We start from the raw sequence: 23,548 nt of genomic DNA, 5'->3' as shown, positions 1-23,548 counted from the left end.
CCCTTTTATTTCCTTTATTCCCCTAAGACTTTAAACGGATACCGCGTGATAGCAAATACCATGCCAAGCTATAAAGGATAGTGATAAGTAACACGATCGCAACTAAAGCAACCACTGGATTGACCGATGAGTGACCAATAAATGCATAACGCACAAAATCAACAATATAGAACAATGGATTATATTGCGCGATATGTTGCCAAAATGGAGGTAATGCACTCAAACCATAAAACACGCCACCAAGATAAATCAATGGCGTTAGCACAAAGGTAGGGAAAATCGTCGTATCATCAAAGCTTTGCGAGAAAATACCATTTAACAGCCCACCTAATGAAAATAAAGTGCCACATAAAATAAATGATAATAAAATTAACAATAGTCCACTAAACCCTATGGAAATCCCGCCAAATAATCCTGCAACAATCGTCACCATTATCCCAACAAAAAAGCCACGTGCAACACCGCCTGAGACATAGCCCAAGATAATCAAATGATTGGTTGCCGGAGATACTAAAAGCTCTTGAATCGAATGATTAAAGCGTGCACCATAAAAAGATCCCACGACATTGGCATATGAGTTATTAATAACTGCCATAATCACAAGACCTGGCGTGATAAAATGCATATAACCAAAACCATCCATCGTGCCAACGCGCGCACCAACCACTTTTCCAAAAATTAGGAAATATAGACTAATGGTAATCGCCGAAGGCAATAAGGTTTGCGGCCAAATGCGTAGCACACGCACCACTTCTTTCCTTAATATTGTATAATAAATAACCCAGTATTCTTTGAATGTCATCTTCCCCACCTATGCCTTACTTCTTGCGACATCAATAAACAGTTTTTCCAATTTATTTGTTTTTGTCTTAACACTTAATACATCAATATTCTGTTGACTTAAATCAGCAAATAATTGATTCAATGTTACACTTTTATCGACTTCAATTTCTAAAGTATTTGAATCAAATAACTGACACTGCCCATATTCACATTGCATCTGTGACGATGTTATTGGCTCTTTCAAATCAAAAATATATGTCTCTTTGTCGACTGATCTTAAGAGTGTTTTCATATCTGAACTTGTGTGCAATTTACCTTGATGAATCAACGCAATGCGATTACACATACTCTCAGCTTCTTCAAGATAATGTGTGGTTAAGATAATGGTTAAGCCTTCTTTATTTAACGCACGCATTTGCTCCCATAGTGATTGGCGTAACTCCACATCAACTCCTGCCGTTGGTTCGTCCAAGATCAACACTTTAGGCTTATGAATTAACGCACGTGCCACCATCAAGCGGCGTTTCATACCACCAGATAAGAAACGTACTTGTACATCTTTTTTATCCCATAAAGCCATATCTTTTAACAGTTTTTCAGCATAAGGTTTGGTTGTCTCACGATTAAGCCCGAAGTACCCTGCTTGTGTTAATAGGATTTGCATCGGTGTTTCAAAGATATTTAAGTTTACCTCTTGTGGCATAACGCCCAAATGCTTGCGTGCCATAAAGGGTGATTTCAACGTATCATAACCGCAAACTTCAATACTACCACTGGTTTTATTAACAAGTGCTGAAATCATTCCCAATGTAGTTGATTTACCTGCACCATTGGGTCCTAATAAGGCGAAGAAGTCTCCCGGATAAACATCAAAACTGACATCTTTTACCGCATGAAAGCCGCCTTTGTATATCTTATTAACATTAACCAAAGACAGCGCTTTTGTATAACTCATCGTAAACTCGATTATTAATTATAGATAGCTCAGCATTGTAACAGACAATTTGTGACTGACTAGCGGTACGTGCTTTTTTATCTGTGATCACTATTCTCTTTTTCTTCGATTAACTGCTGTTCTACCACTGCCTCTGTCGCAATAGATGCTTCAGCAACAACCGTTTGGAAAGCAACCTTTTCATCTTCTTTAGGTGCTTCACGCGCACGTAAGCGCCATAGTGTGTAGACTGCTAATAAGAAACAAACAAATCCCACAAAAGTAAAGAAGCCATAAGGGCCAAAAATAGACATAAGCCATGTTGTTAACAATGGTCCGACCATTGAGCCCATACCATAAGATAGTGCTAAAATACCGACAATTCCCACCAACTGATCCGCATCCAAATAATCACTGGAATGACTGATCGACAATGGATAAAAGGTGAAGGTCAATCCACCCAATATAAAAGACAAAATAGCTAATTGCCAAAAGCTGTCATGTAATATACAAATTACAACCGAGACTACTACTGACGCGATTAACATGATTAATAAAACAAGACGACGATCAATAATATCTGAGATTTTACCAATGGGTAGCTGCAGCAACATACCACCAATAATAATGGCAAACATCATATAAGAAATCGTATGCACAGGCACATCTGTTTGCTTTAGAAACAATGGGTAAATGGTATAAATACTCCCTAAAATCATACCCGCAGTCATTGCCGTCCAGATACCAAGTGGTGCTTTTTTAAACAGAACAAAAGGCGATAATAACTCAATATGCTCTTGCTTTGGTGCTTCAAAGCGTGTCAGACAAACTGGAATAATCGATAAAGTGGCCAAAATCGAAATAATACAGAATGCTAGCAGCACTGTTTCAAAAGGAATGTTTAATAAAAATTGCCCTGATGCTTGTACAAAATAATAGACAAACAGATAAATTGATAGCACCAAACCTTTGTGTTTACTGCCCGCTCCTTCCAAGCACCATGCTTCAACAACAATAAACAATCCGGCTAATGCGTAACCACAGACAAGGCGCGCCACCGCCCAAACACTAACATCATAAAAAATGCCTTGTGACATTGCACCTGCTGCCATTAGGCTTGCAAATAACGCATAACCGCGAATATAACCAATGCGCAAAATTAACCGTTGAGTAAAATAAGACCCTAGCACCATACCTGTAAAATACGCCGCAGAAATTAAACCGACAATAAAGTTACTTTGCCCCATCCGTTCAATCTCAAGCGTGGTATAGGTTGTATAAAAAGTATTACCGATCGTAAGAATACACATACTTAAAATCGGTGCAAACAACATCGCAAATTTAGCTGGCTTATACTCAGACATTTTTACTTTTTCAACCTTTTTACTGCTCAATTCCTTGAAGTTCAAGCTTAAAGTAGATTGTTTATACGCTCAATATAATTTTGATATATTTTGTGTTCTTTAATTACACTAATAAACAGGTTATAAAATGGACTTATGGAGAATATTTGCTATTGTTTGTTTATGAATCATAAAATGTATATCAAACATATTTAAGGTGATGATCTATGGACAGCAGTGATTTAATGATTTTGCGACACCTTCTTATTGAAAAGAACATCAGTGTAACTGCTAAATTAATGAATGTTTCACAACCTGCAATTACGATGCGCTTAGGCAAATTAAGAGGCATGTTTAAAGATGATATCTTAATACGTGACGGCAATAAGATGAAACTAACACCTAAAGCTGAGGATATGGTAAACCCTATTATTAGAATTACCGATGAAATGCTAAGCTTAATGCCAGCTCATGATTTTGACCCTTACAAGACACCGACCCATATCCAATTACAGATTACTGAAGCCGTTTCTGAAACAAGCACCAGAGCACTTATTGATGCTTTTTTAAAATATAATGATCAACATAAAATTAGTATTACCACATTATCTTATATATCACTTCAAGCACATGATCAAACACTAAAAAACACTGACGCAGTTATTGGTATTCCAACACATATTGAAGGATTTAATGATGAAATTTATAGCTACGAGACAGGTGTTTTGATGTTTGATTCTTTTTTTGATGATTCTAAAAAATCCATCTCTTACGATGAATATCTACAACTTCCTCATATCGTTTTTTCCCAAGGAAGTAGCAATCAATTATTATTAGATATTTTAGGGCATCCTGATCCACGTAATCTATGTTTACAAATCAGCAGTTTGCGTGCAGCCACTGAGCTCTTACAAGATAAATATGTAATGACTGCTTCAACGGTATTAGCACGTATATTTAATAAAAAACATTTGCCGTTACCTTTTGATTTACCGGGTCTTCCATTTAAATTATCTTACCCTGAGCGCTTAAAGCATGATAAAAAGAATCGTTGGGTGCGTCAGGTTTGTAAAGAAGTCATGCAAGCACTTTTAAAGGAATATAGTTTATAGTGGTTCAAGTGCTTTATTCACCCACAAGTGCTCACCGTACCCTGGGCGCAAGTCGAAGCGGTGCACTGAGCATTAGTCGAAGTGTGCAAGCTTGGGAAAATCACACTTTATAGGGGCTTCGACTGACGCTCAGCCAATGCTTACACAATCAAAATGAGCAGGAACATGGTTATACCCTATTTCTCGCTGCTTTTTTGATATTTGCTTGATTTGCCTGATTTGTGTTTGACATTAAGGGCGAACTTTACCAATATTTACCACACTAAAATCCAGGTCATCAATATTGTGGATACTTTTTTTAAGGAACCGAGTTTAATGAACGCAACAACTGCGAACTTAGATATGCTAATAAACTGCTATCAAAAAATGTATAGCATTCGTCAAATTGATAATACTGAAGCCGAAATGGTTAATAGCGGCACTGCCAACTTTCTGGCTTCATCCAAGGGTCATGAGGGCGCGGCTATTTTTGCGGAATACTTAAAACCTCAAGATTGGTTGCATTGCCATTATCGTGATAAGCCTTTAATGCACGCCCGCGGAATGGAAGCCAAAATGTTTTTCTATAGCTCTTTATGTAAGGCTGAAAGTGCCTCTAATGGCCGCCAAATGGTGATTGGTGTCAGTGAACGCAAGCTCAACATCGTCAGCATTATCACACCCGTTGGCAATCAAGCTTTGCCCGCTGTTGGGATTGCGCAAAGCGTTAAAAGTGATGCAGATAACCCAATTGTTTACTGTGGTATGGGCGATGGCACCACACAACAAGGTGAAGTATTAGAAGCCTTTGCTGAGGCAAAACGTCGCACGTTACCTGTGTTATTTGTTGTGCAGGATAATGATTATGCAATTTCTACACAAACCAAGGGTAACACCTTTTTCTCATTACCTGATCATACACAACCTAATGAGTTTTATGACATTCCAATTACTTATATTGATGGTACTAATCCATTTACTTCACATGAAAAAATTGGAAAAATTATTAGTGATATGCGTCAAAATCGTGCGCCACATATTATTGTCTTTAAAGTGGAGCGCTTAAATAGTCATAGTAACGCTGATGATCATAGAATCTATCGTAGCAGTGATGAGCTAACTAACATTGCACACAATGATCCTGTTTTGTTAAGTCGTCAATTTTTATTAAATACAGGTGTCAAAGAGAGCTTCCTACAAGACATTGAAGCAAAAACATCACAAGCAGTTAGAGAAGCGATGGAGCTTGCCTTAAAAGGCACGACACCTAAAGCTTCTTTTGATGCTGAAGCACCCTTGCCAGAGCATTTACTACCAACAGCACCTGAATATCGTGGCGACTTCTCACAAGAAACACGCCTTGGCATGGGTGCAGCTATGCGCGAGGTGTTTCGCCAGCGCTTATTAAATGATGATCGTGTGTGCTTATTGGGTGAAGATATTGAAGATGATAAAGGTGATGTTTTTGGTGTAACCAAAGGCTTATCAACCCAATTCCCAGGACGTGTCGTTAATAGTCCTTTAGCTGAAGCAACCATTATGGGTGTGTCAATCGGCATGGCATTAACCGGCAAACGCCCTGTTGCCTTTATCCAGTTTGCTGATTTTATGCCGCCGGCGTATAACTTACTATTTACCGAGCTTGCTACCATGTATTGGCGCTCAAATGGTGATTGGGAATGTCCAGTCATCGTCTTTGCTGCTTGTGGTGGTTATCGCCCAGGATTAGGCCCCTTTCATGCACAAACCAATGAAGGCACTTTTGCCCACATCCCTGGCATTGATGTCTATATGCCATCCAATGCGGCAGATGCTGCAGGCATGCTTAATGCTGCTTTTGAATCTAATCGCCCTAGTGTTTTCTTATACCCTAAAAAATTACTTAATAATGCCAGTATCGCTGATACCACATCAACGGATGTAGAAAAACAGATCATCCCTGTTGGTAAAGCACGTATTGTCAAAGCAGGTTCTGATATTACCTTTGTTGGCTGGGGTAACACCGTTTCATTATGCCAAGAAGCCGCTGAAACCTTAGAAACGGTTGGCATTGATAGTGAGATTATCGATTTACGCACCATTAAACCATATGACCTTGCAACAGTACTTGCCTCAGTGGAGAAAACGGGACATTTAATTGTCACACACGAAGATAATCATACCTGTGGTGTTGGTGGTGATCTGATTGCCTCAGTGGTTGAAGATGCTAAAAGAGCTGTTAAAGTCAAGCGTATAACTCGTGCTGATACTTATGTACCATGCAATTTTGACAATCAAATGGAAGTCTTACCTTCTTACGAGCGTATTCTAACAGGAGCTGCTAAGTTACTTGACTTATCTCTTGAGTGGGAGATTAAAAACCGCAATGATGCAGGGTTTTATAATGTTGAAGTCATTGGAGCCAGCCCTTCTGACGAGAGTGTTCTTATTACCGAGTTACACGTTAAAGTCGGTGATGAAATTAAGGTTGGTGATAAGCTGGTTGATCTTGAGGCCAGTAAATCAGCCGGTGAGATTCTATCGCCAAGCAATGGTACCATTGAAGAGATTTATGTTGAAGAATCAGAGCGTGCAACCGTTGGTGAGAACTTATTAAAGTTACGTCTACCAGCAGGTGCTCAAGATAAGCAAAAAATCCAAAAGCGCCCTATTTTAACGCGCAAAATTCAACAAGAAATTGCCAAGCAAAATAAGCAACATAGTATTTATCCAGTAGGCATTAGCACACCGTCATTTAAAACTGGTTCAAGACTAGTAACCAATGATGAGCTTTTACAGCATTTTCCTGAGCATAGCTCACGCGATATTATTGATCGCACAGGAATTGAATCACGTTTTTGGCTTGCTGATCATGAAAATATCGTCGATCTAGCGACAGACGTTGCCAAAGATGCTTTAACTCGAGGCAATCTCAAGCTCTCAGATATCGATATGCTCATCTGTACGACCACGACGCCTGATCAATATATCTCGCCTTCTATGGCTTGCTTAATATTAGAGAAACTTTACCAAACCTATGGTGAGCATAATGTGCCTGCTTACGATATCAATGCGGCATGTAGCGGTTATCTATATGGTTTGCAAAGTGCGCGTGATTACTTGCAAACACGTCCGAATAAACGTGTGTTATTAATTAGTGCCGAGTATATGACCAAACGCATGGATCAAAAAGACTTTGATACGGCATTTTTATTTGGTGATGCGGCAACTGCGACGATTATTAATGGTGATCAGCATCAAGCGGATTCTAAAGCTATTATTGATGAGATTTCATTAACGGCGATTGCTGAGAATGGCGATGTGCTTAATATTCCAACCGATGAGTCTAAATTCACACAACTACAAGGTAAAAAGCTTTTCACCTTTGCGGTGAAAACGATGTCAATGATCATGCATAAGTGCTGCCAGCAAGCAAATATTGCCTTAAACACGGTTGATTTAGTCATCCCACATCAGGCAAACCAACGTATTTCCAATGCGGTTGAGAAACGTTTAAAAATGCATCCAGGCACGCTTTATAGTAATATTGCACGTTTTGGTAATACCTCATCGTGCACTATCCCAATTGCTTTGAGCGAAACATTAGACGCTCAAGCGGCTGATAAAACTGTTGCATTATGCGCGTTTGGGTCTGGCTTTACCGCAGCAGCTGCACTTTTACGCACAAAGTAGTTGGCAAGTAGCAGCTAACTCGCTAGATTAATTTTAAGCTTATGGGTCTGATTGTTGATCATCAGCCCCATAAGCAACACAAAATAAAAATAAATTAGAACAAATTAAAAATAAATTAGAACAAATTAAAAATATTATTTGAGAAATTAAGAAAAAAACTATGGCAAAAAACCTTGTAATTGTTGAGTCACCTGCAAAGTCCAAGACAATTAAGAAATACTTAGGCAATGATTTTGAAATTCTTGCCTCTTATGGGCATGTTCGTGATCTTGAACCGAAAGAGTCTTCAGTCGATGTTGAAGATCATTTCAAAATGAAATATCAACTGATTGAACGCAATAAACGTCATATTGATGCAATTAAAAAGGCTGCCAAATCAGCTGATGAAATTTATCTGGCAACGGATCCGGATCGTGAAGGTGAAGCGATTTCTTGGCACATTTATGAGCTTTTAAATAGTGCTAAACTCATCAAAGACAAACCCGTGCATCGCATTGCATTTAATGAGATTACCAAATCTGCGGTGAATGCCGCGGTTGCTAATCCGCGCGAGCTGGCGATGGATCTTGTTAATGCCCAACAGGCGCGACGTGCTTTGGATTTTCTAGTGGGCTTTAAATTGTCCCCTTTACTTTGGAAAAAAGTCCGTCGCGGACTTTCAGCAGGACGCGTGCAAAGTCCAGCGCTTAGAATGATTGTAGAGCGCGAGCTTGAGATTGAAGCATTCGAATCTAAAGAGTATTGGAGTATTACTGCCGAGCTGAAAAAGCGCAAAAAATTCATGGCGAAACTCTCTATTTTTAATAATCAAAAGTGTGAGCAATTTAGCTTCACCAATGAAAGCGATGCAACAAATGCACTTGATCTTATTAAAAAAGACGCTAATGGCGAATTAATCGTTCATGGCATTGAAAAGAAACAAAAGCGTCGCAATCCACTGCCACCTTTTATCACCTCAACACTCCAGCAAGATGCCGTGCGTAAACTTGGGTTTACCACCAAGAAAACAATGATGCTCGCACAGCAACTATATGAAGGTATTGAGATTGGTAGTGAAGGCGCTGTTGGTTTGATTACTTATATGCGTACTGACTCAACCAACCTTTCACAAGATGCTTTAAATGAATTACGCAGCTTTATCGCCCAAGAATACGGTCAAGATCATTTGCCAAGTAGTCCACGCGTTTACAAAACCAAAAATCAAAATGCCCAAGAGGCACATGAGGCAATTCGCCCTACTTCAGCTTATCGTAAACCTCAAGATGTCAGAGCATTTCTATCTAATGATCAATTTAAACTATATGATCTGATATGGAAGCGTACCGTAGCTTGCCAGATGATTCATGCGTTAATGGATACTGTTGCAATTGATTTTATAACAGACAATAAAGCGCATACTTTTAAAGCAACGGGATCAGTGGTTGCTAAGCCTGGTTTCTTAGCAGTGTATCAAGAAGCCAAAGATGAAGATGCAGCAAGTGATGATAGTGAAGGCTTAATCCTGCCTGAATTCAAAGAATGTGAAAAAGTACCGGTGATTGATATTATCGGTAAACAGCACTTTACTGAGCCTCCACCACGTTTCACGGAAGCATCTCTTGTGAAAGCCCTTGAAGAATACGGTATTGGTCGCCCATCAACTTATGCAACAATCATTTCAACGTTACAGCAACGTGATTATGCGCTATTAGAGAAAAAGCGTTTTAAACCAACGGATGTTGGTCGTATTGTTAATAGTTTTTTAACCGATTATTTCCATCGTTATGTCGAATACACTTTTACGGCGAAGCTTGAAGATGAGCTAGATAATATTGCTGATGGCAAGATCGAGTGGGTTCCGGTGTTAGAGAAATTCTGGCAGCCATTTATCAAGCAAATTACCGAGATTGATGCCACAGTCAAAAAAAGTGATGTGACACATGAGGAAATGGATGAAGACTGCCCTGAGTGTGGGCACAAACTTTCTATTCGTTTAGGTCGCAGTGGTCGCTTTATCGGTTGTACGAATTACCCGGCTTGTACCTATACGCGCGCGATTGTCAAAGATGGTGAAGAACCTCAAGAAAAAGTAGAGCCTGAGGTGGTCGCAGATCGCAAATGTCCGGCATGTGAATCAGACCTTTTAATCAAACAAGGTCGCTATGGTAAATTTATTGGCTGTTCTAATTATCCAAAATGCAAACATATGGAGCCACTAGAAAAGCCTAAAGACACCGGCATTGAATGTCCAAAGTGCAAGAAAAACAACTTTGTTGAGAAAAAATCTCGCAAAGGTAAGGTATTCTACGCTTGCGCTGGTTTCCCTAAATGTAAGAACTCATTTTGGTATCCACCGATTGCCGAGGAATGCCCAAAATGTCACTCACCAATCCTTTTGCATAAGACCACCAAAAAAGATGGCGAGCAAAAAGTTTGCCCTAATGAAGAGTGTGATTATGTTGTTAACTTGACCTCAACAGAGCAAGAATAATCCACTTACCTTCAAGCTTTATAAATTGGCATGAAAGTCCATTCACCTGAAGCGCCTTTTCTGCTAGAATCCGAGACAATCTTTTTTGACAAACTTAAACATTAAAGGAATTTAATTATGTCACAATGTATTAATATTACTGATAGTGAATTTGAATCAGCTGTTGTTAACAGCGAGCAACCTGTTTTAGTTGATTTCTGGGCGCCATGGTGCGGACCTTGTAAGATGATCGCACCGATCTTAGATCAGGTTGCTGAGCATTATGGTGAAAAACTTAAAATCGTTAAAATCAACGTTGATGACAACCAAGATACCCCTGCTAAGTTTGGTGTGCGTGGCATTCCAACGCTAATGGTTTTCAAAGATGGTGAAAACGTCGAAACCAAAGTAGGTGCCGTACAAAAATCACAATTGATTCAAATCCTTGATAAACATATTTAATTTCAAATATAAAATAAAAGTAAAAATACACTTTTCGTTCAACCCGAAGGGGTTCCCCTTCTTCAACATTCGTGAGAATTTTCAATGAATTTAACCGACTTAAAAAACCGATCCATCCCTGAATTAATGGAGCTTTCACGCTCACTTGGGCTTGAAGCTACAGGGCGCGCGCGTAAGCAAGAGATCATTTTTAATATTTTAAAAGAGCACGCTGATAAAGGTGAAGACATCTATGGTGAAGGTGTGCTTGAGGTGCTACAAGATGGCTATGGCTTCTTGCGTTCCTCTGATACGTCATACTTTGCGTCTCCTGATGATATCTACGTCTCACCGACCTTTATCCGTAAATTGAATTTACGCACAGGCGACAGCATTATCGGTAAAATTCGCCCACCTAAGGACAACGAGCGTTATTTTGCCGTAAAACATATTGATAGTGTGAACTTTGACTCACCTGAGTTAGCACGCACTAAGGTGTTGTTTGAAAACTTAACCCCTGAATATGCCAAAGAACGTTTATCGATGGAATTAGGTAATGGTTCAAGTGAAGATATCACGGCACGAATTATTGATTTAGCGGCACCTTTTGGTAAAGGACAACGTGGTTTGATCGTGGCACCTCCTAAAACGGGTAAAACAATCATGATGCAAAATATCGCCTCATCGATTGCTAAGAAATATCCTGAGTGTTATTTGATTGTGCTACTGATTGATGAACGTCCTGAAGAAGTAACGGAAATGCAACGCTCTGTGCGTGGTGAGGTGGTTGCCAGTACCTTTGATGAACCAGCAGCGCGTCACGTACAATTAGCTGAAATCGTTATTGAAAAAGCAAAACGCCTAGTTGAGCACAAACAAGATGTGGTTATTCTATTAGATTCTATTACGCGTCTGGCGCGTGCTTACAATACCGTATCCCCTGCTTCAGGTCGTGTATTATCAGGTGGTGTTGAAGCCAATGCTTTGCAAAAACCAAAGCGCTTCTTTGGTGCAGCGCGTAACACGGCTGAAGGTGGTAGTTTGACGATTATTGCCACAGCGCTTGTTGAAACAGGCTCTAAAATGGATGAGGTCATCTTTGAAGAATTTAAAGGAACCGGTAACATGGAGCTTCATTTGGATCGTAAGATTGCTGAAAAACGTGTTTATCCTGCGATTAGTTTTGGACGCTCTGGTACACGTCGTGAGGAGCTATTAACCACACAAGAAGAGCTGCAAAAACTGTGGATATTACGTAAGATTCTTCATGAAATGGAAGATACCCAAGCAATGGAGTTCTTGACAGAACGCTTGAAAAAAACGCAAACCAATGAAGAATTCTTTAATATTATGAAACGTGGTTAAGCTCAAACAAAGAAATATTGTTCTATCTACTTCAGATAACCTAGTAAGTGGCACTCTTTTGTCGTAAACTGCAGGAAGTTTCCACTTAGCTCATGACACGATGAACTTACTTTCAAATTTAAACCAATATCAGCATAAGCGCGGCATTGAACGCGAGACGTTACGTATATTACGTTCAGGCAAAACAGCCGCCTCAGGTCATCCTAAAGCGCTGGGTTCAAAGCTTACCAATAGCAATATCACGGTTGATTTTTCAGAAGGCTTGCTTGAGCTTATTACCGAGCCATATGATTCTATTGATAAGACGTTTTCACGTTTAGAGCACATCTTGACGTTTTCCACACAAAACTTACCTGAGAATGAGCTTATTTTAGCAACCAGCATGCCATTAACAACCACAGAAAAAGAGATTAAAATTGCTGATTTCGGTAGCTCTAATTCAGGCAAAATGAAAGAGGTCTATCGTCGTGGTTTAGCAAAACGCTATGGCAAAATTATGCAAGCGATTTCTGGTGTGCATTATAATTTCTCATATGATGTTAATCTTATGAATGAGCTCACCCAAACGCGCAAAATGACCAGTGATGCGCTGTATTTCTCAGCGATCAATCATTACTTTGAGTTTATGTGGCTGATACCCTACTTATTTGGCGCCTCGCCCATTTGCGCTAAAACTTCTGTAAAGCAAAAACCTGACTATCTGACATCATTTGATGATGAATTTTATATTGGAGAATATGCCACTAGTTTGAGAATGAGTAATTTGGGCTATCAAAGTGCAGCACAAGATAATCTATTTATCTCCTATGAGAATTTAAAGGACTATGTCTATGACTTAGTCAATGCTACTAATGTCCCCTATCCTGCATTTGAAGAAATCGGTTTATTTGATGGCAATGGTTTACGTCAACAGCTTAATGGCAGCATTCTACAAATTGAGAATGAATATTATAGCAGCATTCGTCCAAAACAGATTGCTGAGCGCTGTGAGCGTCCGGCTTGTGCGTTACTTAATCGTGGTGTGGCTTATCTTGAGGTTCGTGTCTTGGATGTTAATCCATTTTCAGCGCTTGGGATAGATAAAGAGACAGCACATTTTATCGAAGCCCTATTAATGACCTGCTTGATACTACCAACTAAGCACTACTCAAAAAATAATATCGCACGCAACAAACTAAATTTCTCACAAGTTGTAACACAAGGACGCAATCCCAAATTGCAATTGATTAATAGTCAAGATAAACCGCAGTTATTACAAGCTTTAGGCATAGAGCTTCTTGAGCGCATTGCTCACACAGCAAAAAATATGGGTGAGCAATATGAACAAGCTGTTAATAAACAGCTCAAAAAATTAACTGATCCAACAAAAACGCTTTCCGGTCAGTTTATGGGTGCCGTTAAAAATGGCTATTTGGATACAGTACTGAATTTATCCGCATCAAATACAGAGCATTTGCAAAAACTCAGATTAGATGACAAAGAGCGCAAAGCGTTTGCGCATGAAGCACAAGCTTCACTTGCCGCACAATCACAGCTTGAACAAAGCGATTGCTGTGATCTTAATACCTATATTGATCATTACTACCTATCTGCAGATTGCTCACAAGTAGCCAAGTAAATTAAGCAAATACAATGACTTTCTTATTATTGTGAGATCGATGAATAATATCCGCTTCAACTTGAAATGCCCTATAAATATGCTCTGGCGTTACTACCTTTTGTGTTTGATCAAAACTTAACATCTGACCATTTTTCAAAAGAAGGCTTTGATGATAGAAATTAAGTGCAATATTTAAATCATGCCCAATTACAAGCACTGCCAAATCATGTTGCTGAACAAGCTCACTTAAAATTTGCAAGGTTTGACGCTGATAGTAAACATCCATATGTGCACTATATTCATCTAACAGCAAATACCCTTGATAGCTGTTGTCATGTTGGTTTAACTGCAGCAATGCCCGCGCCAATTGCACACGCTGGCGCTCACCACCGGATAATTGTTGGTATTTCTTTTGACTAAAATGCTCAGCTTTTAATAAGGATAAAGAAGATAAGGCTTTTTGATACTCCTTTTGTGAAAAGTTGCCTTTGCAATAAGACAGTGCGCCTAAGAGCACATAATCAATGACGTTAATGTCTGTATGAATTTCCTCGTGTTGGGTGACATAAGCCATTTGCATGCTTTTTGTTACTGGGCAAATCGCTTTTATATCCATTTCATCTAATTTCACCTGTCCAGTATAATGTAAATGCTCGCCTGAAATCACTTTCATCAACGTCGATTTACCTGCGCCATTTGCGCCTAAAATACCGGTTATTTGCCCTTTTCTAACTGTCATTGAAACATTATCAAGCAAGGTCTTTTGTGATAACTGTAAACTAATATTCTCAAGCGTTATCACCTTAGATACCTCGCTGCAATTTTTGACTAAACAACAAATAAACGAAATAAGGTGCACCAATTAACGCTGTCATTAAACCAATGGGTAACTCAGCAGGTGCTAATACCACTCTGGCAACAACATCAGCAACAGTCAGTAGCAATCCGCCAAAGATACATGAGAAAAGCAATAAATGACGATGTTCGTTCCCTATGAGAAAACGAATAATGTGTGGCACAACCAAGCCGATAAAAGCCACAGGACCGGCAACTGCGGTACTGGTGCCAACAAGTACCGCAATGGCAATGATGCTTTTTAGCTTTTGCCGATGAATATTAACACCGAGCATCCGTGCATACTGCTCTCCAGCGATCATCGCATTAAGATACTTCGCGGTATTCATTAACAACAGAAATGCGATAAAAATACATGGCAACAGAAACAACACCTGCCCCCATGTAATATTAGCAAAACTGCCCATACTCCAAAAAGTAATACTTCTTAAAATACTGTCGTTTGATAGATATGTCATTACGCCAATCAACGCACCACACAATGCATTAATCGCAACTCCAGCCAATACCAAGATACCTAAATTACTGCGACCCTTAGTAATCGATAATAAATACGTTAAAAAGGTAATTACCAGACTGCCAAAAAATGCGCTTAAACCTAATCCCCAAGTGATTAAAAAGCTTGTCTGCACTAAGCTTGCACTAAGTAGCAAAAACAAAATAGCAAATAATGACGCACCACTAGTCATCCCTAAAAGCGCAGGATCTGCCAAAGGATTACGAAAGAGCCCTTGCATTACAACACCAGCAACAGCAAGTGCACTACCAACAACCACGGTTGCAATTAAGCGCGGCAATCTAAGCTCTAATGCTACCTTTTGCATAAAACTGCCATCGACAAATAATTGTGAAAACTGCAAATTTAATGCGCCAAACAACAGCGATAATAAACAAGCCGCAATGAGCAAAACCATAAACACACAAAACCAAAAACAGTATTTCTGGCGTTGTAAGGTAAATAGGGATTTAGCGGCTATATTATATGTTTGCATTTTCGTTCTCTTTTTCAGCTATAAACTACACACTCTAATTCCCTCCACTATGTAAGCGTTGGCTGAGCGTAAGTCGAAGCCTTTTTTAAATCACCCTTCGACTTCGCTCAGGGTGCGATCAATCTATATTTCATTTTCTATAAATAAACCTTTTGTGCTAACAACAGTTCAGTTTGTCCAAACTCAGCACCAAAGTTATCAATACGTGATGCATCAATTGTCACAATTTTGGTGTGATATTTTTCATGCAGATAGTCTAAAACCTGAGGATAAGGCTTGACCATATTTGCTGAAGCCTGCGCAATAACAATCACCTGTGGCTTTAAACTCATCAGCCCTTCTTTTGACAATGGGCGCATACCACTAAAGGATAAAATATTATGCGCTTTAATAAGCTGTAGCCAACGATCTGATTGGGTATCTTTACCAAGCATATAAGCACCATTAGCAGAAATCTGCAAAAGCATTAGCACTTGCTTTGGCTTGCCCTTACCCTCTTTAGCATACGCATTGACAATCTTATTCGTTTGTTTGGTTTGCGCCTGAAGTGTTGTGATTAACTGCTGCCCCTCTTTTTGCTTACCGAGTTTACTCGCAATCTCTTTAATATTTTTTTCAACATCACTTAAGCTTTTTACCTCAGTCAATAGCGTTGTTTTCACATCAAACGCCTGCAGACGTGTTAACACCGACAATGGAGAAATAGACGCATCCGCAATCACAATATTGGGCTTTACACTTAATAAGCTTTCAATCGTCAATGCGCGCATATAACCTACATCTTTTACTTGCTTGTTTTGCTTATTTTCCGCTTTCTCTAGCAGCTTCACGCTCTCAGTATCACTTGCCGTCACATTAACACCTAGCGCACTAACAATGGAACTTGCACTTGGTCCCAGTGTAACCACGGTTTGTGCTAAAGCTAAACGCATGCATCCTACTAGCAGCACAACTGATATGATAAACATTATAATTTTACGCACTTTTTTGCTCCTGTAAGTTAAATGAAATCACTTGCAACACACTTGCAGTTACTGGTGTTTTGCCACTTTGTGCAGGCTTAAAATGCAACTGCTTAAACCATGCAATTGCCGCTTGATCTAACACATCAAAGCCACTGGATTGAATAATTGTGACATCGGCAACCTGCCCTTGTGCATTAATAACCGCCTTAACTTTAACCTTGCCCTCTTCATTATTTTTAATCGCTGAACCTGGATATGTTAATTGAGGCGGGGTAAACGCCAATTTTGGTGCTTGTGTGATTTTGGCAATGGCTTGCTGCTTTTTAACATTTTGCTTTGATACTTCTTTGGTCTGAGTTTTCACTGTGCTCTTGTGAACTTCCGCTTTATGCTCTTTTGGCTTAACGATTTTTTGTGGTTTTTTCTCTTTTTTCTCTACGGCAACATTGGCTGTTTTTAGGTCTTTAGCAATCGGTGTAGCTTTTGAGTCTGCTGTGGTTTCTGTGAGCTGCAAAGCCTGTATTAAAGATGCAACGCTCTGCGCCTTTAAATCAGTTTGCCCCAAATGCCATGTTGTTTTTGGTGTACTGTTTAATGCTGCCCAAATTGAGAAATTAATCGCAATAGACCCCGTAATGGCAATAGCAATTTTAAAGACTCTTAGCAACATTCAATCTCACCTAAAAACGATAGTTAAGCTGTAAATAAATGCTTCGACCCATAGATGGCACCAAAGTGCTGCCATCATAATCCTGATAATACTGATCAAATAGGTTATCAACCCCTGCGCTCATTGTGAAACCTTTGACAAAGCTTGGCTGCCATTGATATGCCAAGCTTAAAAGCCCGTATCCTGAGACTTTAGGTGTATTATTTGGCACATGATTTTGTGCAAGCGCATAATCAAATCGTGTTTGAATCGTACTGTCAATAACTCTAATCGGCACAGCGAATGCCACCATCCCTTTGGCTCTAGGGATAGGTAAGGCGCTACCTGCAGGAATGGTATTGCCATCTTCATTACGATATGCCGATTTTGTTTTCCCACGCGTATAGGTAAAGTTCGTCATCACTTCAAACCAATGGTTTTGATACTCAGCTGAAACGTTATAACCATATAGTTGTGCTTTGGAAATATTAATATTTTGATTTACAGCAGTATAAAATGGAGGACCATCATTACCTATATTACTATTTAAGATATAATCATCTACGTCGTTTAAGAAAAGATTACCTGCAACACGCACTCTCTGTTTATATGCCAAGTCTTGTGCATAGACAAAACCAACTGTTTTATTATGCCCTATTTCAGGTTTGAGATTTGGATTTGGTATAAATCGTAAAAACACATAGCCTGAATTAGGATGATCTCCTCCTAAATATAAATCTTGCAGCGATGGAATGCGATACCCTTCTGTATAACCTAGGTAAACTTTTAATGGATCAATCACCTTATAGCTAATACTTGCTTGTTTGGTAAAGAATGAGCCATCATTATTCATATTACCACTTGTGCTTTGGTAACCATTAAAACGCCCACCAACCGTAACATTTAAGCTTGAGGTAATATCCCAACTATCTTGTAAGAATGCACTATAAAGTTGCTGATGTGCTGTCGGAAAATTGGTACTTGTTTGACTGCTATAACCATCGTAACCATTGATGTAGCTATATTCCGCACCATAATATAAGCGTTGCTCATAAACTGTCGTAACATTCGATAACTGCACACCTGTGGTATTAACATGCACATCTTGTGGCAAGGCAAAGCCTCCACCATTGTTGGTCGGTGATGAGCCCAAATGATTTTCGTTGTAATATAGTTTGGCTTTGAGATCAACATACGGATTATCAGGGTTAAAACGATAATCCAACATGCTTTGCGTTTGGAAGAAATTAAAATTTGAACTTGGATTCTTTGAATAAGTTTCTTTATTTACTGTTGCTGGATAAAGGCCAACGTTTTGCATCGACAAAAAAGATGCCTTTAAGGTTTGCGCTTTTGAAATATCCCAAACCGTTTTAAGTAAATATTGTAAATTATTACTAGCAGAATCTGGTAAGGTTTGTCCATTGCCTAATCGTACATTGTTACTGCGCCCACCAACTACATCAACCAAATAACTGATATCTCCCGTTTTAAAGGCAACAGCAGCATTGGCATCACCACTATAATCGCCTGTGGCACCACCTAATCCAACTTGTCCACCAACGGATTTATCTTGAGCTAAAAAATCACTTGGATCCAATGTTTCAAAGTTAACTGCCCCACCTAAGTTACCATTGCCATAAGCAATATTACTACCGGATTGACTTACTGAGACCTCTTTATATAGTGCTGAGCTTAGTAATTGGCGCGATTGATTATGCCCAAAGGATGACAAGTTATTATTAATACCATCAATCCCAACAAAAACACGATCATCTGACAAACCACCCAAACTAATGCTTTGTGTTGTTGGTCGATTGCCACCAAGCATTTGCACACCTGCCATTTCATTAAGCTGCATAGCCGTCGATTGAGTTAAATTAGTGCTGCCACCTTGCTGCACTGAAACAGTAGGTAACGCGCTACCCGTTTCAGGTGCCACATTGATTTGACTTATTCTACTTTGTTTCTCAGGCATGCTTGGCAAGGCTTTCTTAACAGCAACCACCTGAATTTCACCTAAATCTACCGCTTGCGTATTTGCTGATTCTTCACTTGCATACATAAGCTGAGTAATGCTTGTTAACACAAGCACACTTAATAATTTTGTTTTCATTTTTAACACTCTACTAATGATTAACTTGTATATCTGCTGCAGTTAGACCTGTTTCTTTTAGCACTGCAAAAACTTCTAGCATTGTTTGTAATGGAATATTTTTATCCGCTGCCAAGGTGATTTGTGACATTGATGCCATCTCTTTTTGTGATAATAAATAACTTTTAAGCGTATCAATACTCGTAAAATGCTGACCATTGATCATATAATCATTCGCCTTTAAATAAAGCGTTGTTTGAGCAGACTTGCTTTGGGTAACACTAGTACCTTTAACATTAGGTAAAGGGAGTTTAAGCAAATGCTGAATGGGGCCAGCTAATAGTACAAACATTACCAAAAGCACCAACATAAAGTCTAGCAATGGAATTAAATTAGGCTCATCCACCTCCAAACTATTATGTTCATGATGATTTAAACTACTGATCATAACGCAGCCTGTTCACACAAATTAATCATATTGGTTTTGTTATTTACCTTATTTGCTTTATTTATTTCAGTTAAGTCGCTCATTTCAGCAATTTCTTTTTGCTCTTTCTGATCTTTTTTACGCGCTTTTTGTCGATCTAGGCTTAAAATCAGCTGATTTAATGCCTCTTCCGCATTTGCTAAATAGCGCTCACTAAACTGGCGAAAACAATAAAACGCTAATAAACTCACTAAAGCTAACACAATACCAAATGCCGTAGCATACATTGCCTCAGATAAGTACATAATCATATTCTGCAAACCATTGCCACTTAAGGACTCGGCTAATGCAGCAAATGAATGACTCATGCTCCAAATCGTACCTAAAAGCCCGAGCATCGGTGAAACAACGGCGAATAAATTAAGCCAAATTAATGGACGTTGCATACGTTGACGTTGTTTGCGCATTAACAAGCATACTTCACTTTCAGCAATCTCTTTAGGCTCAATGATCAAAGGTGAAATATATCTTAATATGGGCTTAGCCAATGCGTTTAATCCTAGGTTAAGCGTTTTTTTATCATCACGATTAACCGCATTAATCAAACACTTTACTTTACCTAAATTAAGCTTCGGTAAACTGATAAAAGTAATTACTCGCTCGATACAAATCGCAACAATAAAAAAACTCACCGCCAACATAGCGTAGCTGACTAAACCAAATTGACTAAAGAAATGACCCATAATATTAAACTGCCTTTTCCATTAATGCTTGTTCATTACTAGCTATTTGCTGTCTTGCTTTTTTTGACATTGCTGCAAGCACTGCTCTTAACATCGAAAGATTTGTCACATCATGATCAAATGAAATATAGTGATTTTTATATTTACTCTGCAGCCACATCCCTTCTTGATCAAAGTAGACCATCTCAAGCGAACTATCTTCTGTTAATGCAATACCTGCACATTGACAATAAAGTAACAATGCATCTTTATGATCTTCATTCATATGTTTGATAGCACCATTAATCTCCTCATTTTTAAATACCTGTTCAATACAAAAATTCTCTTTGCTCACCCAATTAATATCACCAAAGCCACCAATAAAACGCACTTTATCAATGTGTAATTTATAAAAGTGAAAGTCATGGGTTGTATCTTGATAGTCTTTTGATTCTGGGAAAAAACGCGTGTAAACACTTGCTACCTTTTCTTCATCTTCCAAACGATTTAATCGTCCTAAAATAGTGACACGTCCTGCCTGTTGAATATCCTCTTTTTCATCTTCAATAATCGTTAATGACACTTTATCATCTTTGGCAACATTGCGTGTATGCTGCGCGAGTTTACTGATATAAACAAGCACCTCACCGTCGATATCAAATGCATACGCCACCAATGAACCAAAAGGATAGCCAGGCATTGCGATAGATTGAGTTGCTAATACACCATAGAGTTTCTGTTTAGTTAATTGCCTTGCTCTTAGTGCTGTTTGAATTTTATTTGTGTCCATAAAAACCTCTTTAATTTAAACGATAATCATTGTCATTTGCAAATAATGAGGTTAATGATAGCCACTATCAAATTTAAGTCAATGATAAAAAGCAAATTTTTTATATGCCCATCGTAAATCATTCTGTGGTGTTTGATATCGAAGAAGTTCAATGGCAGAAATACTGCAAAATGGTTTGGGCGGGTAAAGTGAAATACTTACTTTGCTAATCGCGTATCAAAGCTAAAGTCTAATACTTTGGCTTTTTTGACTACCTTTGCAAACCCTTTATGCAATGGGTTTAGAATATAATTGTACTCTCTTGGAACGATAACGCTTGGTACAGCCAATATTAAAGACTCACAATGCTTGAGCCATTGATCACCAATATCTGCTGTTTCAGGCGGTGCAGGCTGATCTTGCCATGAATGTGGTAATAGCTCAGGCTTTATTGAAATTATGCAACTTCGGTTATTTACTCATAAAAAGTTTTAGCTTTCTCACCATCATGATAAGCAAATAATGTTTGTGCGACTTGAGTTGAACCAGTAGAAATATTGCCCTTTTGATCTAATGCAATCAATCCAACATAATCATCCAAAGCATCACTTTCTTTAATACTTTTAGCAACCGCCTCATCCAAAGGTATACCATCTTTAACACGAGTATGGATTTTTGCTGCAACAGCTTGATTAACAATATGCTCACCAATACCAGTGCATGATATCCCCATAATGTTTGATGCGTAGTTACCAGCAACGGTCGGACTATCGCCCACACGCCCTGGCACCTCAAAGCCTGCCCCGCCTGTTGAAGTTAATGCAACAATATTGCCTTGACTATCTAGTACGACAACACCAATAGTCCCTGTTAAGCCTTTTTTTAACTCAAGATATTCTTGATAACGATGCTCAGTTATTGGGTTGTACTCGGGCATTTTTAATGTCTCATGTGCAAAGCGCGTTGCCTCATCAGCTGCACGCACACTGTGATGTTCATTTAAAAGTGCTAAAGCCACTTCACTCGGATATTGGATATTTTGAATATTAATCACGCCTGCAAATTTGGCTTTTGCACCATCCATAATGGAAGCTGACATGCGCACTTGTCCATCTTGCTGTAAACGCGAGCCCGTACCGGCATTAAATAGTGGATCATCCTCTAATAATTTCGCTGCAAAAACAGCAGTTTTTAAGGCATCATCATAGGTTTTAAGAAAGGCATAGGCTTCCTCAATAATGGTTAATAGGTGCACATGATAATCACTAAAGGGGGTATTTTTATCCTCTCTAGCACCACATCCACCATGAATAATAATCTTTTGCATCTTCTGCACCTTTTGCTCTTTTTGCATTCCCAACCCCATCCTTGCAATTAATTAACAATCTCAACTTTATGCGCATTTGTGTCATATTTACTGCCTTCAAGTAAGAGATGCATGCGAATGCCTACCAAACTAATGGGATCATCATCGCGCGCATGCGGCATTGATGAATGCTCAATATGTGACATATCAATAATTGTTAATGCGCCACTGCCAACAACCTCAATTACGCCATCATCAGCGAGAAAGGCACCTGTGTCTTCATCAATTCCAACACCAGTTACAAAGGGATTATAAGATAATGCTGTTAATAATCGTCCCAAACGATCTCGTTGCGAAAAATGTTGGTCAACGAGTATTTTGTTAGTTAGCCCTAAGCCTGGCGCCATATTAACCATATTATAGCGTGGCATAAAACCAGTGGCTCCACCGACAATCATATGTTCAGAGATAAATGCAGCACCTGCCGAGGTGCCTGCTACATGAACACCCTTAGCATTGCAACGACGAATCATTTGCGCCACTTTAGTACCACCAAGCACGGTTGATAACAGTAGCTGATTACCACCGGTCATAAAGATACCCGTTGCTTTTTCAAAGTGCTGAAGATAATCCTCATTATCGGTATCAGCACGCGCTTGAATTTCAAGGCTTACCGCATCTTTAACACCAAGAGACTTAAAAATCTTGATATATTCGCTGCCCGTATCTGGCAGCTTAGATGCCGTTGGAATTATGACAATATAGGCATCTTTATCACCTGCTAATTCAACAAATCGCTGCAAAACCTTGGGTGAAACCAATTTATCTTCACGTCCACCAATTGGAATAATATATCCTCTTTTAATACCTGAAACTGTTGGTGCGGGCATTCTCACTCCTCTCTTTTTCTTAAATGCCTAACGTAAGCCCCTATAAGGGGCTATTACTAGAGCATTAGTTAGTAATTGGAGTTACACACTTTTTCTATTTCAACACCCCGCCTCGCAAGCTCGGCACCCCTCTTGCAAAGAGGGGAATATAAAACCATCATTGCCTAATTCCCCTCTTTGCAAGAGGGGTGGCAGCCGTA

General features: G+C 39.1%; 20 protein-coding genes. 6 read left to right on the top strand and 14 right to left on the bottom strand.

What is annotated here, in order from left to right:
* Positions 1–22: 22 nt before the first annotated feature.
* From ACY10D_RS06820 to ACY10D_RS06810, 3 genes are all read right to left on the bottom strand, one after another.
* On the bottom strand, positions 23–802 hold the full coding sequence (locus tag ACY10D_RS06820) for an ABC transporter permease (RefSeq protein ID WP_487000007.1): 780 nt from the start codon (positions 800–802) through the stop codon (positions 23–25).
* A 9-nt stretch (positions 803–811) separates the two neighbouring features.
* Positions 812–1,738: an ABC transporter ATP-binding protein gene (locus ACY10D_RS06815; RefSeq protein WP_487000006.1), complete on the bottom strand. Its 927-nt coding sequence runs from the start codon at positions 1,736–1,738 to the stop codon at positions 812–814.
* 77 nt (positions 1,739–1,815) lie between these two features.
* The gene (locus ACY10D_RS06810; protein ID WP_487000005.1) at positions 1,816–3,081 is read right to left on the bottom strand and encodes an MFS transporter; all 1,266 of its coding nucleotides are present in this window, start codon (positions 3,079–3,081) and stop codon (positions 1,816–1,818) included.
* Positions 3,082–3,287: 206 nt separating this feature from the next.
* Between ACY10D_RS06810 and ACY10D_RS06805 the strand changes: the two genes are divergently transcribed.
* From ACY10D_RS06805 to gshA, 6 genes are all read left to right on the top strand, one after another.
* Positions 3,288–4,172 carry a LysR family transcriptional regulator gene (locus tag ACY10D_RS06805; protein ID WP_487000004.1) on the top strand — a complete coding sequence of 295 codons (885 nt, stop codon included), beginning with the start codon at positions 3,288–3,290 and terminating at the stop codon, positions 4,170–4,172.
* A gap of 315 nt (positions 4,173–4,487) precedes the next feature.
* Entirely contained in the window at positions 4,488–7,823 is a 3,336-nt protein-coding gene (locus ACY10D_RS06800) for a beta-ketoacyl-ACP synthase 3 (RefSeq protein ID WP_487000003.1), read from the top strand.
* A gap of 160 nt (positions 7,824–7,983) precedes the next feature.
* Positions 7,984–10,293 (top strand): type I DNA topoisomerase, encoded by a 2,310-nt coding sequence (gene topA / locus ACY10D_RS06795; protein ID WP_487000002.1) that lies wholly within the window; start codon positions 7,984–7,986, stop codon positions 10,291–10,293.
* Positions 10,294–10,410: 117 nt separating this feature from the next.
* A complete protein-coding gene (trxA, locus tag ACY10D_RS06790; protein ID WP_192484688.1) occupies positions 10,411–10,734 on the top strand; it encodes a thioredoxin in 324 nt (107 codons plus the stop codon).
* Between the two features lie 84 nt (positions 10,735–10,818).
* A complete protein-coding gene (gene rho, locus ACY10D_RS06785) occupies positions 10,819–12,078 on the top strand; it encodes a transcription termination factor Rho (RefSeq protein ID WP_192484689.1) in 1,260 nt (419 codons plus the stop codon).
* Positions 12,079–12,178: 100 nt separating this feature from the next.
* A complete protein-coding gene (gene gshA / locus ACY10D_RS06780) occupies positions 12,179–13,696 on the top strand; it encodes a glutamate--cysteine ligase (protein ID WP_487000001.1) in 1,518 nt (505 codons plus the stop codon).
* Between the two features lies 1 nt (position 13,697).
* Here gshA and ACY10D_RS06775 read toward each other — a convergent pair whose 3' ends face one another.
* From ACY10D_RS06775 to ACY10D_RS06725, 11 genes are all read right to left on the bottom strand, one after another.
* Complete coding sequence (locus tag ACY10D_RS06775) at positions 13,698–14,480, bottom strand: ABC transporter ATP-binding protein (RefSeq protein WP_487000000.1); 783 nt, start codon at positions 14,478–14,480, stop codon at positions 13,698–13,700.
* 1 nt (position 14,481) lies between these two features.
* On the bottom strand, positions 14,482–15,525 hold the full coding sequence (locus ACY10D_RS06770; protein WP_486999999.1) for a FecCD family ABC transporter permease: 1,044 nt from the start codon (positions 15,523–15,525) through the stop codon (positions 14,482–14,484).
* 137 nt (positions 15,526–15,662) lie between these two features.
* The gene (locus ACY10D_RS06765) at positions 15,663–16,508 is read right to left on the bottom strand and encodes an ABC transporter substrate-binding protein (protein ID WP_486999998.1); all 846 of its coding nucleotides are present in this window, start codon (positions 16,506–16,508) and stop codon (positions 15,663–15,665) included.
* Positions 16,501–17,160 carry an energy transducer TonB gene (locus ACY10D_RS06760; protein WP_486999997.1) on the bottom strand — a complete coding sequence of 220 codons (660 nt, stop codon included), beginning with the start codon at positions 17,158–17,160 and terminating at the stop codon, positions 16,501–16,503. The genes ACY10D_RS06765 and ACY10D_RS06760 overlap by 8 nt, the downstream gene beginning before the upstream one ends.
* A gap of 10 nt (positions 17,161–17,170) precedes the next feature.
* Positions 17,171–19,255, bottom strand: coding sequence for a TonB-dependent receptor domain-containing protein (locus tag ACY10D_RS06755; protein ID WP_486999996.1), 2,085 nt, complete (start codon positions 19,253–19,255; stop codon positions 17,171–17,173).
* A gap of 13 nt (positions 19,256–19,268) precedes the next feature.
* Positions 19,269–19,682: an ExbD/TolR family protein gene (locus tag ACY10D_RS06750; protein WP_486999995.1), complete on the bottom strand. Its 414-nt coding sequence runs from the start codon at positions 19,680–19,682 to the stop codon at positions 19,269–19,271.
* On the bottom strand, positions 19,679–20,404 hold the full coding sequence (locus ACY10D_RS06745) for a MotA/TolQ/ExbB proton channel family protein (RefSeq protein ID WP_486999994.1): 726 nt from the start codon (positions 20,402–20,404) through the stop codon (positions 19,679–19,681). The genes ACY10D_RS06750 and ACY10D_RS06745 overlap by 4 nt, the downstream gene beginning before the upstream one ends.
* 4 nt (positions 20,405–20,408) lie before the next feature.
* Entirely contained in the window at positions 20,409–21,173 is a 765-nt protein-coding gene (locus tag ACY10D_RS06740; protein ID WP_486999993.1) for a HugZ family pyridoxamine 5'-phosphate oxidase, read from the bottom strand.
* A gap of 197 nt (positions 21,174–21,370) precedes the next feature.
* A complete protein-coding gene (locus ACY10D_RS06735; protein ID WP_487000016.1) occupies positions 21,371–21,604 on the bottom strand; it encodes an RES family NAD+ phosphorylase in 234 nt (77 codons plus the stop codon).
* A gap of 23 nt (positions 21,605–21,627) precedes the next feature.
* Positions 21,628–22,479: an isoaspartyl peptidase/L-asparaginase gene (locus ACY10D_RS06730; protein ID WP_487000015.1), complete on the bottom strand. Its 852-nt coding sequence runs from the start codon at positions 22,477–22,479 to the stop codon at positions 21,628–21,630.
* A 47-nt stretch (positions 22,480–22,526) separates the two neighbouring features.
* Complete coding sequence (locus tag ACY10D_RS06725) at positions 22,527–23,348, bottom strand: cyanophycinase (RefSeq protein ID WP_486999992.1); 822 nt, start codon at positions 23,346–23,348, stop codon at positions 22,527–22,529.
* Positions 23,349–23,548 lie beyond the last annotated feature (200 nt).

Source organism: Cysteiniphilum sp. (genome assembly GCF_057495195.1).
The sequence above is the reverse complement of the archived record's forward strand: the minus strand, read 5'-3'. Positions and strand labels throughout refer to the sequence as shown.